This window comes from Solirubrobacter phytolaccae, from assembly GCF_027587195.1.
Taxonomy (GTDB): Bacteria; Actinomycetota; Thermoleophilia; order Solirubrobacterales; family Solirubrobacteraceae; genus Solirubrobacter; species Solirubrobacter phytolaccae.
On record NZ_JAPDDP010000070.1, the window covers coordinates 22,155 to 43,233 of the forward strand.

A 21,079-nucleotide genomic window follows, 5' to 3' on the forward strand; every position below is an offset into this window, starting at 1 on the left:
CCTACTCGAGCAGGGCGGCGAGGTCGGCCACGGAGTCGACGATCCGGGACGGTCGGTACGGGTAGCGCTCGGCCGACTCGACCGTGCTGATCCCGGTCAGCACGAGGATCGTCTCCAGGCCGGCCTCGAGCCCCGACACGATGTCGGTGTCCATCCGGTCGCCGATCATCGCGGTCGTCTCGGAGTGGGCGTCGATCGCGTTCAGCGCGCTGCGCATCATCAGCGGGTTCGGCTTGCCGACGTAGTAGGGCTCGACGCCGGTCGCGCGGGTGATGAGCGCGGCGACGGACCCCGTGGCCGGCAGCGGGCCGTCCGGCGACGGGCCGGTCGGGTCGGGGTTGGTGGCGATGAAGCGCGCGCCGTTGACGATCAGCCGGATCGCGAGCGCGATCCGCTCGAACGAGTACGTGCGCGTCTCACCCAGGACCACGTAGTCGGGGTCGCGCTCGGTGAGCGTGTAGCCCGCGTCGTGCAGCGCGGTCGTGAGGCCGGCCTCGCCGATCACGAACGCCGAGCCGTTCGGGCGCTGGCTCTCCAGGAAGCTGGACGTCGCCAGCGCCGAGGTCCAGATCGCGGACTCCGGGACTTCGAGCCCGCTCGCCTTCAGCCGCGCCGCGAGGTCCCGGGGCGTGTAGATGGAGTTGTTGGTCAGGACGAGGAACGGCGCGTCGCGCTTGCGCAGGTTGGCGAGGAAGCGGTCGGCACCAGGAATGGCGTGCTCTTCGTGCACGAGCACGCCATCCATGTCCATCAGCCACGAGTGGATCTCTCGACGGGTCACGGTCTCGCAGGTTACGCACTACCCTGCCGCTCCGATTGCGTCATCGGCGGGTTCTTGCGTGGTAGGTCTGGTGGCGTGACGCGAGTGAAGCGAGGGTCTGAGGAGTGCAGTTGAAGCGCACAGCAGTGGTGTCGGCGGGCGTCTTGGTGGTCGGAGCGGCCGTGCTCGCGCAGTCGGGAACCGCGCAGAACTCGCGGATCGCCGCCGATGAGGGTGGCCTCGCGGTCTCCCCGTTCGGGGTCGATCACGCGGCGACGATCGGGTCCACCGACTCGATGACCGTCACCAACCGCAGCAAGCAGGCGCTGGACATCGCGGTCGCGCCGCGGCCGTGGACGCAGTCGTCCTCCGGCGCCGTGAGCCCGAACCGGCGCTCGACGCTCGGCGCGGTCAAGGTCAGCGCGACCGACTTCACGCTCGCCCCGGGCGAGAGCCGCAAGGTCGACGTGACGCTCGGCGCCACGGCCTCGGGCGGGTCGCTGTTCGGTGCGCTCGAGGTGGTCGGGCTGCCGACGGACATCGCTTCGCGCAAGGGCGTCGTGACGGGCTACCGGCTCGTCGGCGCGCTGCGCTACCACGCGGCGGCGAAGACCTACAAGCTGGTCGCCGGCACGCCGAAGGTCGCGTCCGACAAGACGATCGTCCTCCCGCTCCGCAGCCAGGGCAACACGAACGAGGCCGTGAGCGGCACGGTGCGCGTCAAGGGCGCTCTGGGCACCAAGAACGGCTCCGTGAAGGCGACCCGGATCCTCCCGGGCAAGCAGGTCAACATCGCGCTCGCGTCCGGCAAGACCCTGAAGGCCGGGTCCTACACCGCCACCGTCACGCTCAAGCAGGGCACCCTGCGCACGACGGTGACGAAGAAGCTGCGCGTCAAGTAGGGCTCAGTGCGCGGCCTTGCGGGCCGCGACCTCGAGCTCGATCGCCAGTCCGGCGAGTGGCGTTCCCCAGCTCTCCAGGGAGGTCGGGGACGCCACCGAGTAGCCGGACCCGACCGCGGAGACGGCGCCGCGGAGCGCCCACTTCGCGAACGTGTCGGCGAAGCGCTCGATCGGTGACGTGCAGTCGCCGGTGTCGGTCGTGAGGCAGGCGCCGCTGTGGGGGAGCTCGGCGGCCAGCTGGTCACGCAGGTCGGTCGGGACGACCGCCTGGTCGACCACGTGCCCGAGCTCGTGCAGGACGACGGTGGGACGGTCGATCTTGCGCTCCCCGTTGAGGTAGGCGAGGTTGAAGACGACCTGGTAGTCGCCGTCGGGGCGCGGCCGCATCATCCCGACGTGCGGGGCGCCCGGCTCCGCGTAGGTGCCGATGATGACCTTGCCGTCGACCTCGTCGATCAGCTGACGCGCCTCGGGCCGGGCCTGGTCGATCGCCTCGATGATCCACTGCTTGTCCTGCTCGCGGACGGTCGTGTCCCAGCGGAACGTGGCGGCGCGGACGGCCGGGTCGACCGCCGGCCCGTCGCTCCCGCAACCGGCGGCGAGGGCGAGCACGGAGAGTCCAAGCGCAAGACGCTTCATCGTGCTCGATACATCGGCTTTGGCGTGCATGCCTTGAGCGCCGGGTACGTAGGCGCACATGAGCTCCATGCCGGCGGGCAGGGCCGCGGTACGAGTGCAGGAAGGCTGGTTCGCCGCGCTCGGCGTGAAGGGGCGCCGTGCCTTCCGGGCCGCGTACGCGGGGTACATGCTGGACGCGTTCGACCTGATCGTGTTGACGCTGTCCTTGACCGCGATCGGGGCGACGTTCAGCGTCGGCACGGGCGCGACGGGCGCGTTGTCGACGGTCACGCTGTCGGCGTCGGCGATCGGTGGCGTGCTCGGCGGGGTGCTCGCCGATCGGATCGGGCGGGCGCGGACGCTGATGCTCTCGGTCGCCGTCTATTCGTTGTTCACGTTCTTGAGCGGGTTGGCGACCTCGTACGAGATGCTGCTGGTGTTCCGGGTCTTCCAGGGCATCGGGTTCGGCGCCGAGTGGGGCGTGGGGGCGGTGCTGGTGGCGGAGCTCGTGCGGCCCGAGTCGCGCGGGCGGGCGCTGGGCGTGGTCCAGAGCGCGTGGGCGGCGGGCTGGGCGCTGGCCGTGGTCGCGTACCTGATCGCGTTCGAGGTGTTCGCCGAGGGCACGGCCTGGCGCGTGCTGATGTGCCTGGGCATCCTGCCGGCGCTGCTGATCCTCTACGTGCGGTCGCGGGTGGAGGACCCGGAGGTGTTCCGCTCGGCGGAGAAGCAGGAGACCGGCGCGCCGCTGCGTGAGATTCTGAGCGGGCCGCTGCTTCGGACCACGCTGGCGGCCTCGGTGCTGGCGACCGGCATCCAGGGCGGCTACTACGCGATGTTCACGTGGATTCCGACGTACCTGAAGGACGAGCGCGACCTCACCGTGGTCGGCACGTCGGGCTATCTGTTCGTGGTCATCGCGGGCGCGTTCCTCGGCTACCTGACCGCCGGCTTCGTGCACGACCGGCTCGGCCGGCGGCGGACCTTCGCGTTGTTCGCGGCGTTGGCGGGCTGCGCGCTGGTCCTGTACTTCCTGGTGCCCGAGGGGGCGAACACGGCGCTGTTGATCGTCGGCTTCCCGCTGGGCTTCTTCGCCTCGGGGTGCTTCAGCGGCTTCGGCTCCTATCTGGCCGAGCTGTTCCCGACCCACGCCCGCGCGACCGGTGGTGGCTTTTGTTACAACGTCGGCCGCGGCGTGGGCGCGCTGTTCCCGGGCATCATCGGGTTCCTCGCGGCCGCGATCGGGCTGGGCGGCGCGATCGCCTTCGGCGTGTTCGGCTACGTGCTCGCCATCTGCGCCCTGGCCGTGCTGCCGGAGACCGCGGGAAGGGACATCGCGTCGTGAACCTGTCGGAGCTGCTTTCGGCTCGGGTGTACGACCTCGAGCAACCCCGCCACGCCGGCCTGCCGATCCACCCGGCCCACGAGCCCGGCGTGTCCCTCACCTTGCACCGTCGCCACGAGCACGGCGGGGCGGAGCGCCGCACCGGCGCCTCGGCGCTGCTGGTCATGGCCGAGCACACCGGCACGCACATCGACGCCCTGTGCCACCAGGCGTATGACGGCGAGCTCCATGGCGGCGTGCCGGTCACGCCGCAGATCCAGACGCCGACGGGCTTCACCGAGCTGGGCATCGACACGGTCGCGCCGATCGTGCGCCGTGGCGTCCTGTTCGATTGCGCGCCGTGTGAAGCCGTGGGGCCGGCGGAGCTGGAAGCCTGCGGGGTGGAGGTGCGGGAGGGCGACGTGGCCCTGGTCCGCCTGGGCTCGGGCGCGCTGTTCGGCGACCCGGAGGCCTACCTGTCGGCCGGCGGCGTGACCGCCGCGGGCTCGCGCTGGCTGGCCGAGCGCCGCCCCTTCGCGGTCGGCGCGGACAACTGCGCGTGGGACACGATCGACGGCCACGACCCCGACCTCGGCTCGATCCCGGGCCACACGATCCTGATCGTCCAGTCGGGCATCCACATCATCGAGTCGCTGTACCTCGAGGAGCTGGCGGCCGACGGCGTGACGGAGTTCGGTTTCGTGTGCCTGCCTTTGAAGCTCCGGGGCGGCACGGGGTGCCCCGTGCGTCCGATTGCGCTGGTTTGACGCAAACGCGTCTAGATCCGTAACACCATCATCGAGAAAGTGAGGGGGGTGCGGTCGGAAAGCTTCCTCTCAGGCAGTTTTCCGACCGCACCCTCGGTGGACCTGGCGATCGCGAGGCTCGCCGAGAGCCAACACGGCCTCGTCACGACCGCGCAGCTCGCGCGGCCGCTCTTGAGCCACTGGGCCGCGGCTGAGCTCCACGGGCTCATCAGCTGGCGCGCCTCCCTTATCGATGTCGTTGTCCCACGTAAACGTCAGGCACCGCCAGGCGCGAGGTTCCGCGAGGCGAACCGCATCCACTGGCGCGACCGCACCGACCGGGACGACATCCCCGTCACCTCCGTCGCCCGCCTCCTCGTCGACCTCACGGACGTCGTCCGCGTCCCGCACGAGATCACCGCCGTGATCCGCCAAGCGGCCTACAACGGCGCCTACTCGCTTCTCGCCACCCAGGACGCCCGAGCAAGAGCCAACGGCAGACGCAACATCAAGCTCCTGGACGAGGCGATCGAGCTCTACGAGGCCGGAAGTGCCGGCACCCGTTCCCGCGGCGAGATCCGCGCGCTCATCCTTCTCGACGCCCAAGGCCTGCCGCGCCCGATCGTCAACACCACGTTCCTCGGCGAGGAGGTCGACTTCCACTGGCCGGAGCGGAAGCTCATCGTCGAGCTCGACGGCCCGGCACACACGCGCCCGCCGAGCCGCCGCAGCGACGCCGAGCGCGACGAGTTGTTCCGCAACGCCGGCTACGAGCTCATCCGCGTCCGTGAGCCCTGGGACGTCGTGGAGGTCATTCGGCGAGGTCGGTGACGAACATGTGCCCGGGGGCGTGGGTGATCATCAACTCCGGCCGACTGGCGGCCGCGACCGCCTGCGGGGTCACGCCGCACGCCCAGAACACGGGGACCTCGCCGTCGCGGAGCTCGACGGCGTCGCCGTACTCGGGCGCGTCGAGGGCGGCGATCCCCAGCGCTGACGGGTCGCCGACGTGCAAGGGCGCGCCGTGTGCGGACGAGAATCGCGACGTGATCTCCGCGGCGCGCTTGGCCTGGTCGGGCGTCATCGGCCGCATCGAGACCACCAACGGCCCGGAGAAGCGCCCCGCCGGGCGGCACGGCACCGACGTGCGGTACATCGGCACGTTCACGCCCTGCTCGATGTGGCGGACGGGCAGGCCGGCGGCCAGCAGCGCGCGTTCGAAGGTGAACGAGCACCCGATCAGGAACGCGACGAGGTCCTCGCGCCACTCGACGCGATCCGGCTCGTCGACGAGCTCGCCGCGCCGGAACACGCGGTAACGGGGGAGGTCGACGCGCAGGTCGGCGCCCGGCGCGGTCGCGACCGGCTCCACCGACCCGGGCTCGAGCACCTCGAGCACCGGGCAGGGCCGGGGGTTGGCGACGCAGAAGCGCAGGAAGTCGAACGCGTCCGCCTCTGGGAGCACGACGAGGTTCGCCTGCGAGAAGCCGGGGGCGAGCGCCGCGGTGGGCCCGTCGAGCTCGCCGCGGCGGATGGCGGCGCGGACCTCGGCGGGGGTGCTCATCAGGGCTTTGTATCGTCCCGCCGCGTGCTCACGCGCTGGGGCCTCGTCGCCGCTTACGCCGCGGCGGCTGGTGCGAACCAGCTGCTGTGGCTGACGTACGCCCCGATCACGACGCGCACGGCGGAGCACTACGGCGTCTCGGAGTCGGCGGTCGGGTGGCTCAGCCAGGTCTTCCCGCTGCTGTACGTCGTCCTGGCGATCCCGGCGGCGATCGCCCTCCGGCGCGCGTTCCGCCCCGCCTTGCTCGCGGGCGCCTGGCTGACGGCGCTCGGCGGCGCGGTCCGGCTGGGGGACACGTTCACGGCGGCGCTCATCGGCCAGATCCTGGTCGCGATCGCCCAGCCGCTGCTGCTCAACGCGGTCACCTACGTCGCGACCACCGCGCCGGACGAGCCCAAGGGCGTGGCGATCGGCTCGGCGGGGATCTTCGCGGGGACGGCGTTGGCGCTGCCGCTCGCGCCGGCGTTGTCCATACCGACGCTCTTGGTCGTGGACGCGATCGTGGCCGTCGTGGTCGCCATCGCGCTCACCGCGGTGATTCGACCGGCCCACGCCGTGTCGGCAGCGCCACTGCCGCGCCGAGCACGACCGGCGCTGGTGGCCTTCCTCGGTTTCGGCGTGTTCGTCGCCCTGATGACGTGGCTGCAAGCCCTCCTGGAACCCTCGGGGACGAGCGAAGAGACGACGGGCTTGCTCCTTTTCTCGATGGTGCTTTCCGGTGTCGCCAGCTCGGCGTTGCTGTCGCCACTCGTGATCGCGCGGGGCAAGGAGCGCACGTTCCTCCGCACCGCGGCGGTGATCGCCGCCGCGTCCTGCCTCGTCCTCGCCCTCGCGCCCGGAGCCGCGTGGCTGGTCGTCGTCCCGCTCGGCGCCGTGCTGCTCGGCGCGCTGCCCGTGCTGCTCAGCCGCGCCGATCCCGCCCTCATCTGGCTCGCGGGCAACACCGGCGGGATCGTCGTGGCCGTGCTCGTGCAGGCCGTCAACAGCCGCCCGGGCCTCGCGTTCTCGCTCCTGGCGGCGATCGCCGCAAGCGTGCTTGCGGTGGCCTGAAGGAACCCGGCCGGTCGCCGCGAATGGCACGGGCATGAGCGAGACGGATCACCGCAACGAGCCGCACGTCTCTCCCGGAGAGCTGCGCGCCGCCCTCATCCCGCGCGGGGAGGTACGCCGCAACCCGGTGCTCGTCAACGAGCACGAGGAGATGGCGGAGGAGGAGATCCGGCAGCTGCGGGAAGCGCTCGAGACCGCCCACGCCGACGGCAGCGAGCTGCGCGTGGAGCTCGACGCGATCCGCCGCAGCATCGACGCCTCCCGCGCCGATCAGATCGAGCTGCGCGCTGCGCTCGACGCCGCCCGTGGGGACGCCGCCGAGCTACGCGCGGAGCTCGCCACGACCAAGGCCGAGTCGCGCGAGCGCCGCAACGCCCTTGAAAAGCTCGCCAACGCCGGCCTCTTCAAGCGCCGCCGGGTCATCTCCGACCTGACCGGCCGCGGCATCCTCTAGTTACTGGGGGCGCAGCCGCAGCCCCTGCATCCCGCCGTCGACGTGGAGCACCGTGCCTGTCGTGGCGGTTGACGTCGCAAGGTAGACGATCGCCTCCGCCACCTCCTCGGCGGAGACGAGCCGTCCCATCGGCTGGCGCGCGTTCAGGGCGGCGCGCTCGGCGTCGGGATCCTCGGCGGCGTCCAGCAGCCGGCCGATCCACGGCGTGTCCGCGGTGCCCGGCGCCACGCAGTTCACGCGGATGCCCTCGCGCACGTGGTCGGCGGCCATCGCGAGCGTGAGCGACAGCACGGCGCCCTTGGTCGCGCTGTAGAGCGCGCGCTGCGGCAGGCCCGCCGTGGCCGCGACCGAGCACGTGTTGACGATCGCGGCGCTCGACGACTCACGCAGGAACGGCAGCGCCGCGCGGCTCACGCGCACCATGCCGACGACGTTGATGTCGAAGACGCGGTGCCACTCCTCGTCGCTGTTGTCGGCGACCGTGCCCGCCGCGCCGACGCCCGCGTTGTTGACCACGACGTCGATCCCGCCCAGGCGCTCCGCGGCCTCCTGCACGGCCGCGTCGACGGCCGCCGCGTCGGTCACGTCGACGACGACGCCGTCGGACGCGTCGCGGTCGAGCACCACGACGTCGAACCCGCGCTCGCGGAGCTGGGATACGACCGCGGCGCCGATCCCCGACGCCCCGCCGGTGACGATCGCGCGACTCATACCAGCGCCTCGATCAGGTGCGGGCCGGGCTCGGCGATCGCTTCCTGCAGCGCGTCGATCAGCCCCGGAACGTCATCCACGCGCCGCCCGGGTACGCCCTGGGCACGCGCCAGCCCCGCGAAGTCCAGCTCTGGTCGGCCGATGTCCATCAGGGCGCGCGCGGCGGCCCCGTCCCCTTCGGCGCCCACGCGCGAGAACTCGAACTCGAGAATCGCGTATGAGCGGTTGGCGACGACGATCGTGGTCACGTCGAGCTCCTCCCGGGCCTGCGTCCACAGGGCCTGGATCGTGTACATGGCGGACCCGTCCGCCTCGAAGTTGAAGACGGGACGCCCCGGCGCGCCCACGGCGGCGCCGGTCGCGGCGGGCAGGCCCCAGCCGATCGCGCCGCCGGTCAGGAACAGGTAGTCGTGCTCGCCGGCGCCGCCCGTCTGCTCCTGGAAGAGCGCGGAGGCCGTCACCGCCTCGTCGACGACGACCGCGTCGTCGGGCAGCAGGGCGCCCACCGCGGCCGTCAGCGTCATCAGGTCCAGCGCGCCGCCCGTCGGCAGCTCCGGCCGGGCGAGCGGCTCCACCGGCTCCGGCTCGGCGCCGACCAGGTCCGCGACCGCCTCCAGCGCGGTCAGCGCGTCCTCCTCGGCGGTCGCGAGCACGGTCACGGCGGAGTCGGGAGACCACAGCAGGCTCGGCTTGCCGGGGTACGCGAAGAACCCGACCGGCGGCCGCGTGCCGACGACGATCAGCTGCTCGAACCCGGCCAGCGCGTCGACGGCCAGCTCGGTGAGGTAGGGGAGGAGCCGCGCGCGCGGCCGGGACCCGCCGCGCGACAGGACGGGCGTGAACGTGTCGTGGACGACCGCCGCACCCGTCCCGGCGGCGATCCGCGCGGCGGCCGCGAGCCCGCGCTCACGCGTGGTCGAGCCGCCGAGGAGCAGCGCGGCCTTGCCGGACCGCAACGCGCGCGCAGCCGCCTCGACCGCCTCCTCGGGCACGGTCGGCAACCCGCCGACGGAGAGCGGCGCGGCCGGGCCGAGGCTCTCGTCCCACCCCGCGTCCGCGGGGAGCACCAGCGTCGCGACCGCTCCGCTGCGCGCGACCGCCACCGCCTCCGCGGCCAGCACGGCGGCCTCGCGGGCGTCGCGCGCGCTGCGCAGCCAGTGCGAGGCCGGCCCGGCGATCGCCTCGACGTCACTCGTCAGCGGCGCGCCGAGCGGCCGATGCAGCACGGCGTGGTCGCCGACGAGGTTGACCATCGGCGTGCGGCCCTTGTAGGCGTTGTGCACGTTCGCGAACGCGTTCCCGAAGCCCGGGCCGAGGTGCAGGAGGGTCGCCGCGGGCTTGCCCGCCAGCCGCGCGTAGCCGTCCGCCGCGGCCGAGGCGACGCCTTCGAACAGCGTCAGGATCCCGCGCACCTCGGGCACGCGGTCCATCGCCGCGACGAGGTGCATCTCCGACGTGCCCGGGTTGGCGAAGCAGACCTCGACGCCGGACGCGGCCAGCGTCCGCAGCACGCTCTCGGCACCATTCATGGCCGGGAGGCTAATCCCAGGCGACGCGAGATGTCCGTAGGCTGAAGTGGTGACCGACGACGCGCTCCCCGAGCTCCGCGCCTCCGACGCAGACCGCGAGCACACGGCCGACCTGCTCCGCCACGCGATGGGCGAGGGACGACTCACCATGGAGGAGCTCGACGAACGGCTCGACGTCGCCTACGCGGCTCGAACCCAGCGCGAGCTCGACAAGCTGACCGCGGACGTCGTCGTCCCCGGTGACGCGCACCGCGTGAACCAGCGGATGCCCGTCAAGTCCGGCGGCGGGTCCGAGTGGGTCGTGTCGGTCATGAGCGGGCACGACCGCAAGGGCCGCTGGCGCGTCGGGCGGCACCTGAAGATCGTCAGCATCATGGGCGGCTCGAGCGTGGACCTCAACGACGCCGAGCTGACCGACCGCGAGACCACGATCACCGTCTTCTCGCTGATGGGCGGCTCCGAGGTGCGCGTGCCGGACAACGTGAACGTCGTCATCTCCGACTTCGCGTTCATGGGCGGCAACGACGCGAAGGTCGGCGAGATGCTCCCCGACCCGGGCGGCCCGACCATTCACATCAAGATGATCTCGATCATGGGCGGCTCGGACGTCCAGCGCGGCCGGAAGCTCACCCGCGAGGAGCGCAAGCTCAAGAAGCACCTAGAGCGAGGCGGGCACTAGCTCCAGGCCGCGCGGGACGAGCAGCGCCGTGATCGAGCCGATGGCGAAGCGCTCTGTCGTGCCGGGTGGGAGGTCGCCGCGGGCCATGCGGTCGGTGCGCTCCGGCGCCTTCAGGCCGAACAGGCGATGGCCGTGCTCGGCGGCGTAGAGCCGCAGCGCGCGGCCCGCGTCCGGGCGGGACAGCCGCCAGCCGGCGGCGATCAGGTTCGCTCCGTGCCACAGCTCCCAGCGCCAGCGGCGGAACGGGAACCGTCCCGGCGGAAGCGCGTAGAGGCTGTAGCTGAACTCGAGGCCGTGAACAGTCGGCACGTTGACCGTCAAACCTAGCGGCAATCTTCGCGCAAGGAATGGGCAACGTCGCCAACGCAAGCTGGCGGCATGAACTTGACCAAGACCGCCCAGCTCGTCGCCTTCGCCGTCATCGCCGTCTCGAGCGTCGCGCTGGGCGCCACCGCGGAGCGTCGCGACTAACGTTTCGTAAGATCGCGGTCCATGACCGCGGTCAAGATCATCGAGTACACCGATCCGGGGTGCCCCTTCGCCTTCAGCGCCGAGCCGTTCCGGTGGCGGCTGAACTGGCTCTACGGCGACCAGCTGGAGTGGCACCTGCGCCTGGTGGTGCTGGCCGAGTCTCCGGAGGAGTACGTCGAGAAGGGCTTCACCGTCGAGATGCAGGCGGCCGGCGCCAAGTGGCTCGCCGGTGAGCACGGAATGCCGATGGACACGCGGGTGCGGTCACGGATGGCCGCCACCGAGCCCGCGTGTCGCGCGGTCGTCGCCACCCGCGAGCACGCGCCGGAGCTCGAGTGGCCGCTGCTGCGGCGCTTGCGGATCCGCAACTTCGAAGGCGCCTTCCTCGACGACACCGCGACGCTCGCCGACGCCGCCGTCGACGTCGGCCTCGATCCCGCGCAGCTCAGCGCGTGGATGGAGACCACCGACCTCGGCGAGGACAAGGCCACGGCGCGCAACCCGTCGCCCGCCGCGCTCGCCCAGTCGCACAAGCTCGCCAAGTGGGAGGGCGGCATGCGCTACACGTGCCCGTCCTACGAGATCAGCGGCCCTGCCGGCACGATCGCCGTGCCGGGTTTCCAGCCCTGGGCGGCCTACGAGGTCGCGCTCGCCAACGTCGCGCCCGACCTGCTGCGCCGCGAAGCGCCGGCGGACGTGAGCGAGCTGCTGAGCTGGGCGGGGTCGCCGCTCGCGTCCAAGGAGGTCGCGGTCGTGATGGACACGGACGTCCCGACCGCCCGCGAGGCGCTCGGCCGCGTCGCCGCCGAGCACCACGTCGGCGCCGACGGCTTCTGGACGCTCACGGACTGACGCCGCGGATGCGGGTGGCGATCTGCTTCGCCGCCCGCATCGTGTGCTCCGCCAGCTCTGCGCGCTCGCCCGTCTCGGCCGGGAACGTGAGCGCGACCGCCGCGATCGGGTGCTGCGCGTGGTCGAGCACCGCGGTCGCGACGCTCGCCAGGCCCGGCGTGACGTAGCCGTCCTCCTCGGCGTAGCCGCTGGCGCGCGCGGTCGTGAGCGCCGCCTTCAGCTGCGTGAGCGAGGCCGGGCCCGCCTCGTGGCGGCGCGTGAGCACCCGCCGGCTGGGGAACAGCGCGTCGAGCTGCGGCTGCGGCAGCGCGGCGAGCATCGCGAGGCCGCTCGCGGTCAGGTGCGCGGGCAGGCGCACGCCGACGTCCGTGACGAGGTCCGGCCGGTTCGGCGCGCGCTCCTCGATCACGTACAGGACGTCGCGGCCGTGCAGCACCGCGAGGTGCGCGTTGTGCGTGGTCGCGCTGACCAGCCGCGTGAGGACGGTCTGCGCGATCCAGCGCAGCGGCTCCTGACGCAGGTACGCGGAGCCGATCTCGTACGCGGCGACGCCGAGGCCGTACCGCCGCTGCTCGGGCAGGTGGACGACGAAGCCCTCGTCGGCGAGGACCTTCAGCAGGTGGTAGGTGGACGAGCGGGGGAGCTGCAAGTCCCGTGCGATTGCCGAGGCGGGAAGGGGTTGCGCGTGCCGGGCCAGCAGGCGCAGGACCTTCAGGGCGTGGGTGGCGGCTGGGGCGTTCTTTGGCATGGAGTCCAGCGCGGAGTGTCTCAGGTATGAGACAGGGCGCTGCCAACACCAGCTTCCCAGTGCGTCGTTCTCGTTACGGATTCCGTAACAAACTCGACGCGCTCGATGCGCAACCCGCGCGGCTGGCACTCACCCCCCTCGGTGCCCACCGTCGAGCACCGTCTCAGATACGAGACGGAACGAGCTGCAATCCGTGGCGCAACACGAACCCCGCTGGTCCAATCGACCGCGTGTTCAAGCCGCACCCGGTCACCGTCGGCATCGGCGCCCCGACCTTCCAAGACGTCGTCAACGTCGCACGCCACGACGCGCCCGTCGAGCTCTCCACCGAGGCGTTCGCCGAAATCGCCAAGACGCGGCGAACGATCGACGCCCTCGCCGCCGACAGCACGCCGCACTACGGCGTCTCGACCGGGTTCGGCGCGCTCGCGACGCTGCACATCCCGCACGAGAAGCGCGTCCAGCTCCAGCGCAGCCTGATCCGGAGCCACGCCGCCGGCTCCGGTCCCGAAGTGGAGCGCGAGGTCGTGCGCGCGCTGATGTTCCTGCGCCTGTCCACCCTCGCGACGGGCCGGACCGGCGTGCGCCCCGAGACCGCAGCGGCCTACGCGCGGCTCATCAGCGACGGCCTCACGCCGATCGTGCACGAGTACGGCTCGCTCGGCTGCAGCGGTGATCTCGCGCCGCTGTCGCATTGCGCGCTCGCGCTGATCGGCGACGGCCCGGTGCGTGATGCCGACGGCACCGTCACCACGTTCCCGGACCCGATCACGCTGCACGAGAAGGAAGGGCTCGCGCTGATCAACGGCACGGACGGGATGCTCGGCATGCTCGTCCTGGCCATCCACGACCTGCGCAACCTGCTCACGACGGCGGACATCACGGCCGCGATGAGCGTCGAGGGGCTGCTCGGCACCGACCGCGTCTTCGCGCAGGAGCTGCACGCCCTTCGTCCCCAGCACGGCCAGCAGCACAGCGCCGCGAACCTCCGCCGCCTCCTCAAAGACAGCGCGATCGTCGCCAGCCACCGCGGCCCGGAGGACACGCGCGTGCAGGACGCGTACAGCCTCCGCTGCGCGCCGCAGGTCGCCGGCGCGGCGCGCGACACGCTCGACCACGCGGAGCACGTTGCGCGGCGGGAGCTGGAGTCCGCGATCGACAACCCGGTCGTGACCGAGGACGGGCGGATCGAGTCCAACGGCAACTTCCACGGCGCGCCGGTCGGCTACGTGCTCGACTTCCTGGCGATCGCGGCGGCCGACGTCGCGAGCATGGCGGAGAGAAGAACCGACCGGTTCCTCGACGTGTCGCGCAGCCACGGCCTGCCGGCGTTCCTGGCCGACGATCCCGGCGTGGACTCGGGCTACATGATCGCCCAGTACACGCAGGCGGCGCTCGTCAGCGAGATGAAGCGCCTGGCGGTTCCGGCCTCCGTCGACTCCATCCCCAGCAGCGCGATGCAGGAGGACCACGTCTCGATGGGCTGGTCCGCCGCGCGCAAGCTGCGCCGCTCGCTCGACGCGCTCACCCAGGTGCTGGCGATCGAGCTCCTCACTGCCGCGCGCGGCATCCAGCTGCGGGCGCCCCTGACCCCGGCGCCCGCGACCGCCGCCGTCATCGACGCCCTCGGCACCGAACCCGGCCCTGACCGCTTCCTCGCGCCCGAGATCGCGGCGGCCACCGACTTCGTCAAAGCGGGCGGCCCGCGCAGGGCCGCCGAAGCGATCACCGGAGAGCTCGCATGAAGACCACCGTCCGCGCCGCCCGGGGCACCGAGCTCAGCTGCCTGAATTGGCCGCAGGAAGCCGCCCTGCGGATGCTCCACAACAACCTCGACCCGGATGTGGCCGAGCACCCCGAGGAGCTCGTCGTCTACGGCGGCACCGGCAAGGCCGCCCGCGACTGGAACAGCTTCCACGCGATCTCCCGCACACTGCAGACCCTCAAGGACGACGAGACGCTGCTCGTGCAGTCCGGCAAGCCGGTCGGCGTGATGCAGACGCACGAGTGGGCGCCGCGCGTGCTGATCGCGAACTCCAACCTCGTCGGCGACTGGGCCAACTGGGACGAGTTCCGGCGCCTGGAGTCGCTCGGGCTGACGATGTACGGCCAGATGACCGCGGGGTCGTGGATCTACATCGGCACCCAGGGCATCCTCCAGGGCACGTACGAGACGTTCGCGGCGGTCGCCGACAAGCGCCACGACGGCAGCCTCGAAGGCACGATCACGCTGACCGGCGGCCTGGGCGGGATGGGCGGCGCGCAGCCGCTCGCGGTCACGATGGCCGGCGGCGTGTCGATCTGCGTCGAGGTCGACGGGACCCGCATCCAGCGCCGACTGGAGACCGGGTACCTGGACGTCCAGGCCGACAGCATCGACCACGCGCTCCAGCTCGCGACGACGGCGACCGGGCCTTTGAGCATCGGCCTGCTCGGCAACTGCGCCGACGTCTTCCCGGAGCTGCTCAAGCGCGCCGCGCCGATCGACATCGTCACCGACCAGACGAGCGCGCACGACCCGCTCGCCTACGTCCCGAGCGGTTTCGCGCCCGGCGACACGTGGACGGCGGAACAGGCGCGCGAGTCGATGGCCCGCCACGTGGAGGCCATGGTCGGCTTCCAGGACGCCGGCGCCGAGGTCTTCGACTACGGCAACTCGCTCCGTGCCGAGGCCCAGCTCGGCGGCTACGAGCGCGCCTTCGACTACCCCGGCTTCGTCCCGGCCTACATCCGCCCGCTGTTCTGCGAGGGCCGCGGCCCGTTCCGCTGGGCCGCGCTGTCCGGCGAGCCCAACGACATCGCGGTCACCGACAAGGCCGTGCTCGACCTGTTCCCGGAGCACGAGACGCTCACCCGCTGGATGAAGATGGCGGCCGAGAAGGTCCAGTTCCAGGGCCTGCCCGCGCGCATCTGCTGGCTCGGGCAGGGCGAGCGCCACCTCGCGGGCTTGAAGTTCAACGAGCTCGTCGAGAGCGGCGCCGTGGCCGCGCCGATCGTCATCGGCCGCGACCACCTGGACACCGGCAGCGTGGCTTCCCCGTACCGCGAGACCGAAGGCATGCTCGACGGCTCCGACGCCATCGCCGACTGGCCGCTGCTGAACGCGATGGTCAACGTCGCGAGCGGCGCGTCCTGGGTGTCGATCCACCACGGCGGCGGCGTCGGCATCGGGCGGTCGATCCACGCCGGCCAGGTCAGCGTCGCCGACGGCACCGAGCTCGCCGCCCAGAAGCTCGAGCGCGTGCTCACCAACGACCCCGGCATGGGCGTCATCCGGCACGTCGACGCGGGCTACGAGCGCGCGGAGGAGGTCGCCGCGGAGCGGGGCGTGCGCGTGCCGATGGCGGAGAGCGCGTGACGCAGACCTACTTCGCCGACTACGCGTGGCTGGGCGGCGACGCCGTGAGCCGCGACGTCGCGATCGACGTCACCGACGGGCGCATCGTCGCGGTGCGCCCGGGCGCGGAGCGCGCGGGCACCCACTTGCGCGGCGTGACCCTGCCCGGCCTCGCCAACGCGCACTCGCACGCCTTCCAGCGGGCGCTGCGCGGCCGGACCCAACGCGGCGGCGGCAGCTTCTGGACGTGGCGCGAGGACATGTACGCGCTGGCGACCACGATGACGTCGGACCGTTGCTTCGAGCTGGCCAAGGGGGCGTACGCGGAGATGCTGCAGGCCGGCATCACGACCGTCGGCGAGTTCGACTACCTGCACTTCTCGGATGCGCTGATCGCCGCGGCGCGTGAGGTCGGCATCCGGCTCACGCTGCTGGACGCGTGCTACCTCGCGGGCGGCTTCGACGAGCCGCCGAACGCGGCCCAGCGCGGGTTCAGCGATGGCGACGCGGCGAAGTGGGCCGAGCGCGTCTCCGCCATCAAGGGCGCGAAGGTCGGTGCCGCGATCCACTCCGTCCGCGCGGTCCCGCGCGACCAGCTCGACACGGTCGTCGAGTTCGCCCGCGGCAAGCCCTTGCACTTCCACGTCTCCGAGCAGCGCGCGGAGAACGATGCGTGTCTGGCCGCCCACGGCCTCACACCCGTGCAGCTCCTGGCCGAGCACGGTGCGCTCGGCCAGGGCTCCACGGCCGTCCACGCGACCCACCTGCACGACGGCGACGACCTGGGCGAGACCACGACCTGCATGTGCCCGACGACCGAGCGCGACCTCGCCGACGGCATCGGCGACGCGGGTCCGCGGCTCGCCCTCGGCAGCGACAGCCACGCGGTCATCGACCTGTTCGAGGAGGCTCGGGCGGTGGAGCTCAACCTGCGGCTGAAGACCGAGCGGCGCGGCCACTTCACGGCGGCGGCGCTCCTGCGCGGCGCGACCAACCACGGCTGTCTGGGCTGGGAGGACGCGGGCCGGATCGAAGTCGGCGCCCGCGCGGACCTCGTCACGCTCGACCTGACCTCGCCCCGCCTGGAAATGGCCGAGGAGGCCACCATGCTCGAGTCGATCGTCTTCGCCGCCACCGCCGCCGACGTGAGCAACGTGATCGTCGGATGCTGATCACCAACCTCGGCACGCTGGTCACCAACGACCCCGAGCTGGGCACGTTGCACGACGCCGCGATCCTGTTCGAGGCCGGCAAGGTGGCCTGGGTCGGGACCGAGATCCCGGAGGGCGCGGGGGAGACCCGGCTCGACGCGGAGGGCCGCGCGCTGATCCCCGGCTTCGTCGACTCCCACGGCCACCTGCTGTTCGCGGGCGACCGCGCGGAGGAGTTCGCCGCGCGCATGGAGGGCCGCCCGTATTCGGCCGGCGGGATCAAGACCACGGTCGCGGCGACGAGAGCCGCGTCCAACGAGCAGCTCCAGGCGAACCTCGACCGGCTGGTGGACGAAGCGCTGCGCTCCGGCACCACGACCGTCGAGACCAAGTCCGGCTACGGCCTGACCGTGCCCGACGAGGAGCGCGCGCTCCGCCTCGCCGACGGCCTGGAGCGCACGTTCCTCGGCGCCCACGTCGTCCCGCCCGAAGCGAGCGCCGACGCCTACACGGACCTCGTCAAGGGCGCGATGCTCGACGCCTGCGCGCCGCACGCGACCTGGATCGACGTCTTCTGCGAGGACGGCGCCTTCGACGGCGATCAGACGCGGGCGATCCTCGAGGCCGGCCGCGCGAAGGGCCTCACCCCGCGCGTGCACGCCAACCAGCTCCAGCACGGGCCGGGCGTGCAGATCGCGGTCGAGCTCGGCGCCGCCTCCGCCGACCACTGCACGCACGTCACGGACGCCGACATCGACGCGCTCGCCAACTCAGGCACTGTCGCGACCCTGCTGCCCGGCGCCGAGTTCTCCACGCGCGCCGTCTATCCCAACGCGCGGCGGCTGCTCGACGCGGGCGTCACCGTCGCCCTCGCCGCCGACTGCAACCCGGGCTCGAGCTACACGACGAACATCCCGTTCTGCATCGCGATTGCCGTACGCGAGATGTTCATGACGCCCGACGAGGCCGTCCGCGCCGCGACCCTGGGCGGCGCGAAGGCGCTCCGGCGGGACGACATCGGCCACCTCGCCCCGGGGGCGAGAGCCGACGCCGTCCTGCTCGAAGCGCCTTCACATCTGCATCTGGCCTACCGGCCGGGCGTGCCGCTGGTCGCGGAGGTGTGGAAGGACGGGGTCAGCCGTGGATCTGGACGTCCATCGTCTTGTCGTCGTGCGTGAACGTCGTGGCGCCGTTGCCGACGCGCTGCTCGATCGACACGACGTGGTTGCCCGGCGGGACGCGCTTGACCCACTCGAACGCGTGCCCGTCGCCACTCGCATCCTCTGAGTCGATGGCCTGGAAGTTCGCGCCGTCCGGGTCCATCGGCACGCCGTCGACGAGCGCGCGGACGTAGCAGTAGTCGTTGGGCGCGCCGGCGAAGCCCGTGCACGACGTCTCGGCCGTGAGCAGCACCTTGATGCAGCGCTCGCCGCCCAGCTCGATCGGGACCTGAAGGGTGGGGATGGGCGCCCACGGGACCGAGCTCGTCGAGCCGTGCCCGCTGACGGTGCGGACGGTGCTCGCGAGCGCCGGGCCGCAGTCGGTGGTCTTGGCGACGCCGGCCACGGGCCCGCGGTCGTGGTCGTCGTTGAGCACCTGAGCGGTGGCGACGGTGGCGGTGGCCGCCAGGGCGGCGAGGGTGAGGGGGAGGATGCGTTTGCGCATGGGGACGACCCTGCACCGCGACCGAACTGTGAACCATCCGGGAATCCCCTTGAGGTGAAGCACTCAAGGGGTTTAGTGTCGGCAACATCCTCGGACGAACGCCAGAGCTGAGAGCGATCACGGCGGCCGTGCGTGAGCTTGCCTCCGCCGCGTTCATCACGGTGCACGGCGAGCCGGGGATCGGCAAGACGCGGCTGCTGCGCGAGCTCGCCGACGTCGCCCGGGCGCACGGCGTGCCGGTCGACGAGGGGCTCGACCTCCCGCGTCCGCCGGTGGTCGTGATCGCCGACGACCTCGACGAGGCCGACGCCGACGAGCTGGAGACGTTCGCCCGGCTGCTGCGCACACCGCCGCGTGGGGGCGTGCTGATCGCGCTCGCCTACCGCCGTCTGCCCGCTGCCCTGTCAACGGCGCTGGACGGCGCGACCCGCCGCGGCCTCGTCACCGACCTACCGCTCGCCCCGCTCGCCGCCGAGGACACCGCCGCCTACGGGCCGGCGCTGCAGCGCCTGAGCGGCGGGAACCCGTTCTACCTGCTCGAGCTCGCGCAGCACGCGGGCGGCGTGCCGCCGGCGATCGGCGCTTCGGTCGCGGGGGAGCTCGCGCGCCTGAGCGAGCCGGCCAAGGCGCTGGTGCGGGGTGCCGCGGTCGGGCGTGAGAGCCTGGAGCTCGCCGTCGCGGCGTCGGGCGAGCCGGAGGACCTCGCGGCGCTCGACGAGGCCGTGGACGCCGGCCTGCTTGTCGCGACCGGTGTGCCGCGCCACTACCGCTTCCGCCATCCGATCGTGCGGATGGCGGTCTACGACGCCACCTCGCCGGGCTGGCGGCTCGCAGCGCACGCTCGTGTCGCCGACGCCCTGCGCGACGGGCCAGCCAAGGCCCGGGCGCACCATCTAGAGCGTTGCGCGAAGGCGGGGGACGAGGAGGCGGTCGCGGTGCTCGCCGAGGCCGCGGCGGGCGCGCCGCCCGAGACCGCCGCGCGCTGGTACGCGGCCGCGCAGCGGCTCAAGCGCGACCGCCGCCGCTCGCTGCTCGTCCCGCTCGCGCATGCGCTGGCCACCACCGGGCAGCTCGAGAAGTCGCTGCAGGCCCTGCGTGAGGCGCTCGCGCTCGTCCCCGGCGACGCGCGCCTGATCGCCGCCGTCGCGACCTGCGAGCACCTGCTCGGCCGTTACGCGACCGCGCACGCGCGGCTCAGCACGCTGCCCGAGCACGACGTCGCGCTGCTCGTCGACGCGGTCTACGAGCCGGACTACGTGGCGCTCAAGTCGCGCGCGAAGCGGGCCGTGGTGGCGGAGCCGGAGAGCGGCACGGCGTGGGCGCTGCTCGCGCTCGCCCACGGGACGCTCGGCGAGCTGACGACCGCCGAGGAGGCGCTGCAGGAGGCGGCCGCGATCGTCGACGCGACGCCCGACGAGCAGCTCTCCGACAGCGCGTACTACCTCGGGTTCGCGGAGTACATGTGCGAGCGCGACCTCGACGCGATCCGCCACTTCCGCCGCCCCGCGCAGGGACCCTTCCGGCTACCGATGCTCGTCGGGCTGGCGCACGCGCTGGAGCGCCAGGGGCGATTGCCCGAGGCGCTGGAGGTCGCCGAGCGCGCGGTCGACCTCGCCCGTCACGACCAGCTGCTGTCGTGGGCGCGCGCCGAGGAGGCGTACATCGCGGCGGTGATGGGCGAGCGCGAGCGCGCGGTCGAGGCCGCCGACGAGGCCGTCGCGCTGGCGAGCCGGCTTGACGCGAGCTTCCTCACGATCGCCACGCACGCGTTGACCGCCGCGACGTTCCTCGAAGCCGGGCGGCCCGAGCGCAGCCTCGAGCAGGTGCGGCTGGCGGGGGAGAAGCTCGATCCGGGACGGCGCGCGCTGCTGCTGGTCGTGCAGGGCTTCGCCGAGGGCGCGCTCGGCCGGCCGGCGGCGGCCGTCGAGTGCGTCGAGCGCGCGCGGGCCCTGGTGGACGGCCTGCCGCTGCGCGTTCCGCAGGCGATGGTGCGCAACGCCCGCGCCCGCCTCGCCCTGCTGGCCGGCGACCGGGAGAGCGCGGCCGCGCTGGCCGCGACCGACTCGCCGTTCCCGCTCTCGGCCGCCGAAGGCCACCTGATCCGCGGCCTCGCGCTCGGCACGACGGAGGACCTCGTGGCCGCGCAGGCCGTGCCCGGCGCCCGGCGACTGCACGACGAGGCCGCCCGCGAGCTCCGCCGCCTCGGCCACACGGCGCCCGGCCGGCAGCGCCGGTTCGCCCGCGGGGAGCTCTCCGGCCGCGAGCGCGAGATCGCCGAGCTGGTCGCGCAGGGCCGCAGCAACCGCGAGATCGGCGCCGCGCTCTACCTGGCCGAGAAGACCGTCGAGGGCCACCTCACGAACATCTTCGGCAAGCTGGGAGTGCGCTCCCGCGCCGAGGTCGCGGCCTACATGGGCCGCGCCTACGCCTGAGCGCGCGCGGCGAGGGCGTCACGTTGCCGGTCGCGGGCGCGCCGCGCCGACCCGTGCCGCCGGCCGCGCCGTGCCGGCCGTGCCGCGCC

General features: G+C 72.7%; 21 protein-coding genes. 13 read left to right on the forward strand and 8 right to left on the reverse strand.

The window, feature by feature from the left end:
* Position 1 precedes the first annotated feature (1 nt).
* Positions 2 to 751: an HAD-IIA family hydrolase gene (locus OJ997_RS28040; RefSeq protein WP_272600359.1), complete on the reverse strand. Its 750-nt coding sequence runs from the start codon at positions 749 to 751 to the stop codon at positions 2 to 4.
* A 134-nt stretch (positions 752 to 885) separates the two neighbouring features.
* Between OJ997_RS28040 and OJ997_RS28045 the strand changes: the two genes are divergently transcribed.
* Entirely contained in the window at positions 886 to 1,662 is a 777-nt protein-coding gene (locus OJ997_RS28045) for a hypothetical protein (protein WP_270028619.1), read from the forward strand.
* Positions 1,663 to 1,665: 3 nt separating this feature from the next.
* Here OJ997_RS28045 and OJ997_RS28050 read toward each other — a convergent pair whose 3' ends face one another.
* On the reverse strand, positions 1,666 to 2,301 hold the full coding sequence (locus OJ997_RS28050) for a type III secretion system effector protein (protein ID WP_270028620.1): 636 nt from the start codon (positions 2,299 to 2,301) through the stop codon (positions 1,666 to 1,668).
* A gap of 58 nt (positions 2,302 to 2,359) precedes the next feature.
* Between OJ997_RS28050 and OJ997_RS28055 the strand changes: the two genes are divergently transcribed.
* From OJ997_RS28055 to OJ997_RS28065, 3 genes are all read left to right on the forward strand, one after another.
* Entirely contained in the window at positions 2,360 to 3,622 is a 1,263-nt protein-coding gene (locus OJ997_RS28055) for an MFS transporter (protein WP_270028622.1), read from the forward strand.
* Positions 3,619 to 4,368 carry a cyclase family protein gene (locus OJ997_RS28060; protein WP_270028623.1) on the forward strand — a complete coding sequence of 250 codons (750 nt, stop codon included), beginning with the start codon at positions 3,619 to 3,621 and terminating at the stop codon, positions 4,366 to 4,368. The genes OJ997_RS28055 and OJ997_RS28060 overlap by 4 nt, the downstream gene beginning before the upstream one ends.
* A 96-nt stretch (positions 4,369 to 4,464) precedes the next feature.
* A complete protein-coding gene (locus tag OJ997_RS28065) occupies positions 4,465 to 5,178 on the forward strand; it encodes a DUF559 domain-containing protein (RefSeq protein ID WP_270028625.1) in 714 nt (237 codons plus the stop codon).
* On the opposite strand, the gene OJ997_RS28070 is transcribed toward OJ997_RS28065, so the two are convergent.
* A complete protein-coding gene (locus OJ997_RS28070; protein WP_270028626.1) occupies positions 5,159 to 5,911 on the reverse strand; it encodes a putative hydro-lyase in 753 nt (250 codons plus the stop codon). The two genes, OJ997_RS28065 and OJ997_RS28070, sit on opposite strands and share 20 nt — an antisense overlap.
* A 24-nt stretch (positions 5,912 to 5,935) precedes the next feature.
* Between OJ997_RS28070 and OJ997_RS28075 the strand changes: the two genes are divergently transcribed.
* Together OJ997_RS28075 and OJ997_RS28080 are read left to right on the forward strand one after the other, a co-directional pair.
* Positions 5,936 to 6,961, forward strand: coding sequence for an MFS transporter (locus tag OJ997_RS28075; protein ID WP_270028627.1), 1,026 nt, complete (start codon positions 5,936 to 5,938; stop codon positions 6,959 to 6,961).
* A gap of 34 nt (positions 6,962 to 6,995) precedes the next feature.
* Positions 6,996 to 7,415: a coiled-coil domain-containing protein gene (locus OJ997_RS28080; RefSeq protein WP_270028629.1), complete on the forward strand. Its 420-nt coding sequence runs from the start codon at positions 6,996 to 6,998 to the stop codon at positions 7,413 to 7,415.
* Here OJ997_RS28080 and OJ997_RS28085 read toward each other — a convergent pair whose 3' ends face one another.
* Both OJ997_RS28085 and OJ997_RS28090 read right to left on the reverse strand, forming a co-directional pair.
* A complete protein-coding gene (locus tag OJ997_RS28085) occupies positions 7,416 to 8,126 on the reverse strand; it encodes an SDR family NAD(P)-dependent oxidoreductase (RefSeq protein ID WP_270028630.1) in 711 nt (236 codons plus the stop codon).
* Positions 8,123 to 9,655 carry an acetolactate synthase large subunit gene (locus OJ997_RS28090; RefSeq protein WP_270028631.1) on the reverse strand — a complete coding sequence of 511 codons (1,533 nt, stop codon included), beginning with the start codon at positions 9,653 to 9,655 and terminating at the stop codon, positions 8,123 to 8,125. Before OJ997_RS28090 ends, OJ997_RS28085 begins: the two co-directional genes overlap by 4 nt.
* A gap of 49 nt (positions 9,656 to 9,704) precedes the next feature.
* Here OJ997_RS28090 and OJ997_RS37885 point away from each other — a divergent pair, with 49 nt between their 5' ends.
* Positions 9,705 to 10,334 (forward strand): DUF1707 SHOCT-like domain-containing protein, encoded by a 630-nt coding sequence (locus OJ997_RS37885; protein WP_270028632.1) that lies wholly within the window; start codon positions 9,705 to 9,707, stop codon positions 10,332 to 10,334.
* Here the strand turns inward: OJ997_RS37885 and OJ997_RS28100 are convergent.
* Positions 10,314 to 10,643 (reverse strand): hypothetical protein, encoded by a 330-nt coding sequence (locus OJ997_RS28100; protein ID WP_270028633.1) that lies wholly within the window; start codon positions 10,641 to 10,643, stop codon positions 10,314 to 10,316. The genes OJ997_RS37885 and OJ997_RS28100 overlap by 21 nt on opposite strands.
* Before the next feature lie 183 nt (positions 10,644 to 10,826).
* Here OJ997_RS28100 and OJ997_RS28105 point away from each other — a divergent pair, with 183 nt between their 5' ends.
* Positions 10,827 to 11,657, forward strand: a complete 831-nt coding sequence (locus OJ997_RS28105; RefSeq protein ID WP_270028634.1) for a DsbA family oxidoreductase — start codon at positions 10,827 to 10,829, stop codon at positions 11,655 to 11,657.
* On the opposite strand, the gene OJ997_RS28110 is transcribed toward OJ997_RS28105, so the two are convergent.
* The gene (locus OJ997_RS28110; RefSeq protein WP_270028636.1) at positions 11,647 to 12,405 is read right to left on the reverse strand and encodes an IclR family transcriptional regulator; all 759 of its coding nucleotides are present in this window, start codon (positions 12,403 to 12,405) and stop codon (positions 11,647 to 11,649) included. The two genes, OJ997_RS28105 and OJ997_RS28110, sit on opposite strands and share 11 nt — an antisense overlap.
* Positions 12,406 to 12,635: 230 nt before the next feature.
* Here OJ997_RS28110 and hutH point away from each other — a divergent pair, with 230 nt between their 5' ends.
* Genes hutH through hutI form a run of 4 tightly spaced genes read left to right on the forward strand, consistent with a single transcriptional unit; the run spans position 12,636 to position 18,071 of the window.
* Positions 12,636 to 14,150, forward strand: coding sequence for a histidine ammonia-lyase (gene hutH / locus OJ997_RS28115; RefSeq protein ID WP_270028638.1), 1,515 nt, complete (start codon positions 12,636 to 12,638; stop codon positions 14,148 to 14,150).
* Positions 14,147 to 15,763 (forward strand): urocanate hydratase, encoded by a 1,617-nt coding sequence (gene hutU / locus OJ997_RS28120; RefSeq protein ID WP_270028639.1) that lies wholly within the window; start codon positions 14,147 to 14,149, stop codon positions 15,761 to 15,763. The genes hutH and hutU overlap by 4 nt, the downstream gene beginning before the upstream one ends.
* Positions 15,760 to 16,914, forward strand: coding sequence for a formimidoylglutamate deiminase (locus OJ997_RS28125; protein WP_270028640.1), 1,155 nt, complete (start codon positions 15,760 to 15,762; stop codon positions 16,912 to 16,914). Before hutU ends, OJ997_RS28125 begins: the two co-directional genes overlap by 4 nt.
* Complete coding sequence (gene hutI / locus OJ997_RS28130; RefSeq protein ID WP_270028641.1) at positions 16,908 to 18,071, forward strand: imidazolonepropionase; 1,164 nt, start codon at positions 16,908 to 16,910, stop codon at positions 18,069 to 18,071. The genes OJ997_RS28125 and hutI overlap by 7 nt, the downstream gene beginning before the upstream one ends.
* Here hutI and OJ997_RS28135 read toward each other — a convergent pair.
* Complete coding sequence (locus OJ997_RS28135; protein WP_270028642.1) at positions 18,028 to 18,558, reverse strand: hypothetical protein; 531 nt, start codon at positions 18,556 to 18,558, stop codon at positions 18,028 to 18,030. The two genes, hutI and OJ997_RS28135, sit on opposite strands and share 44 nt — an antisense overlap.
* A gap of 86 nt (positions 18,559 to 18,644) precedes the next feature.
* On the opposite strand from OJ997_RS28135, the gene OJ997_RS37890 reads away from it, so the two are divergent.
* Positions 18,645 to 20,990 (forward strand): LuxR C-terminal-related transcriptional regulator, encoded by a 2,346-nt coding sequence (locus tag OJ997_RS37890; protein ID WP_505011403.1) that lies wholly within the window; start codon positions 18,645 to 18,647, stop codon positions 20,988 to 20,990.
* Positions 20,991 to 21,079: the final 89 nt, after the last annotated feature.

Bases quoted from the DNA above. Each gene is read 5' to 3' on its own strand.
- OJ997_RS28050 (WP_270028620.1), bottom strand. From the start codon at position 2,301: ATGAAGCGTCTTGCGCTTGGACTCTCCGTGCTCGCCCTCGCCGCCGGT.
- OJ997_RS28070 (WP_270028626.1), bottom strand. From the start codon at position 5,911: ATGAGCACCCCCGCCGAGGTCCGCGCCGCCATCCGCCGCGGCGAGCTC.
- hutU (WP_270028639.1), top strand. From the start codon at position 14,147: ATGAAGACCACCGTCCGCGCCGCCCGGGGCACCGAGCTCAGCTGCCTG.
- OJ997_RS28105 (WP_270028634.1), top strand. From the start codon at position 10,827: ATGACCGCGGTCAAGATCATCGAGTACACCGATCCGGGGTGCCCCTTC.
- OJ997_RS28090 (WP_270028631.1), bottom strand. From the start codon at position 9,655: ATGAATGGTGCCGAGAGCGTGCTGCGGACGCTGGCCGCGTCCGGCGTC.
- OJ997_RS28080 (WP_270028629.1), top strand. From the start codon at position 6,996: ATGAGCGAGACGGATCACCGCAACGAGCCGCACGTCTCTCCCGGAGAG.
- OJ997_RS28135 (WP_270028642.1), bottom strand. From the start codon at position 18,558: ATGCGCAAACGCATCCTCCCCCTCACCCTCGCCGCCCTGGCGGCCACC.
- OJ997_RS28110 (WP_270028636.1), bottom strand. From the start codon at position 12,405: ATGCCAAAGAACGCCCCAGCCGCCACCCACGCCCTGAAGGTCCTGCGC.
- OJ997_RS28055 (WP_270028622.1), top strand. From the start codon at position 2,360: ATGAGCTCCATGCCGGCGGGCAGGGCCGCGGTACGAGTGCAGGAAGGC.
- hutI (WP_270028641.1), top strand. From the start codon at position 16,908: ATGCTGATCACCAACCTCGGCACGCTGGTCACCAACGACCCCGAGCTG.
- OJ997_RS28085 (WP_270028630.1), bottom strand. From the start codon at position 8,126: ATGAGTCGCGCGATCGTCACCGGCGGGGCGTCGGGGATCGGCGCCGCG.
- OJ997_RS28040 (WP_272600359.1), bottom strand. From the start codon at position 751: ATGGACATGGATGGCGTGCTCGTGCACGAAGAGCACGCCATTCCTGGT.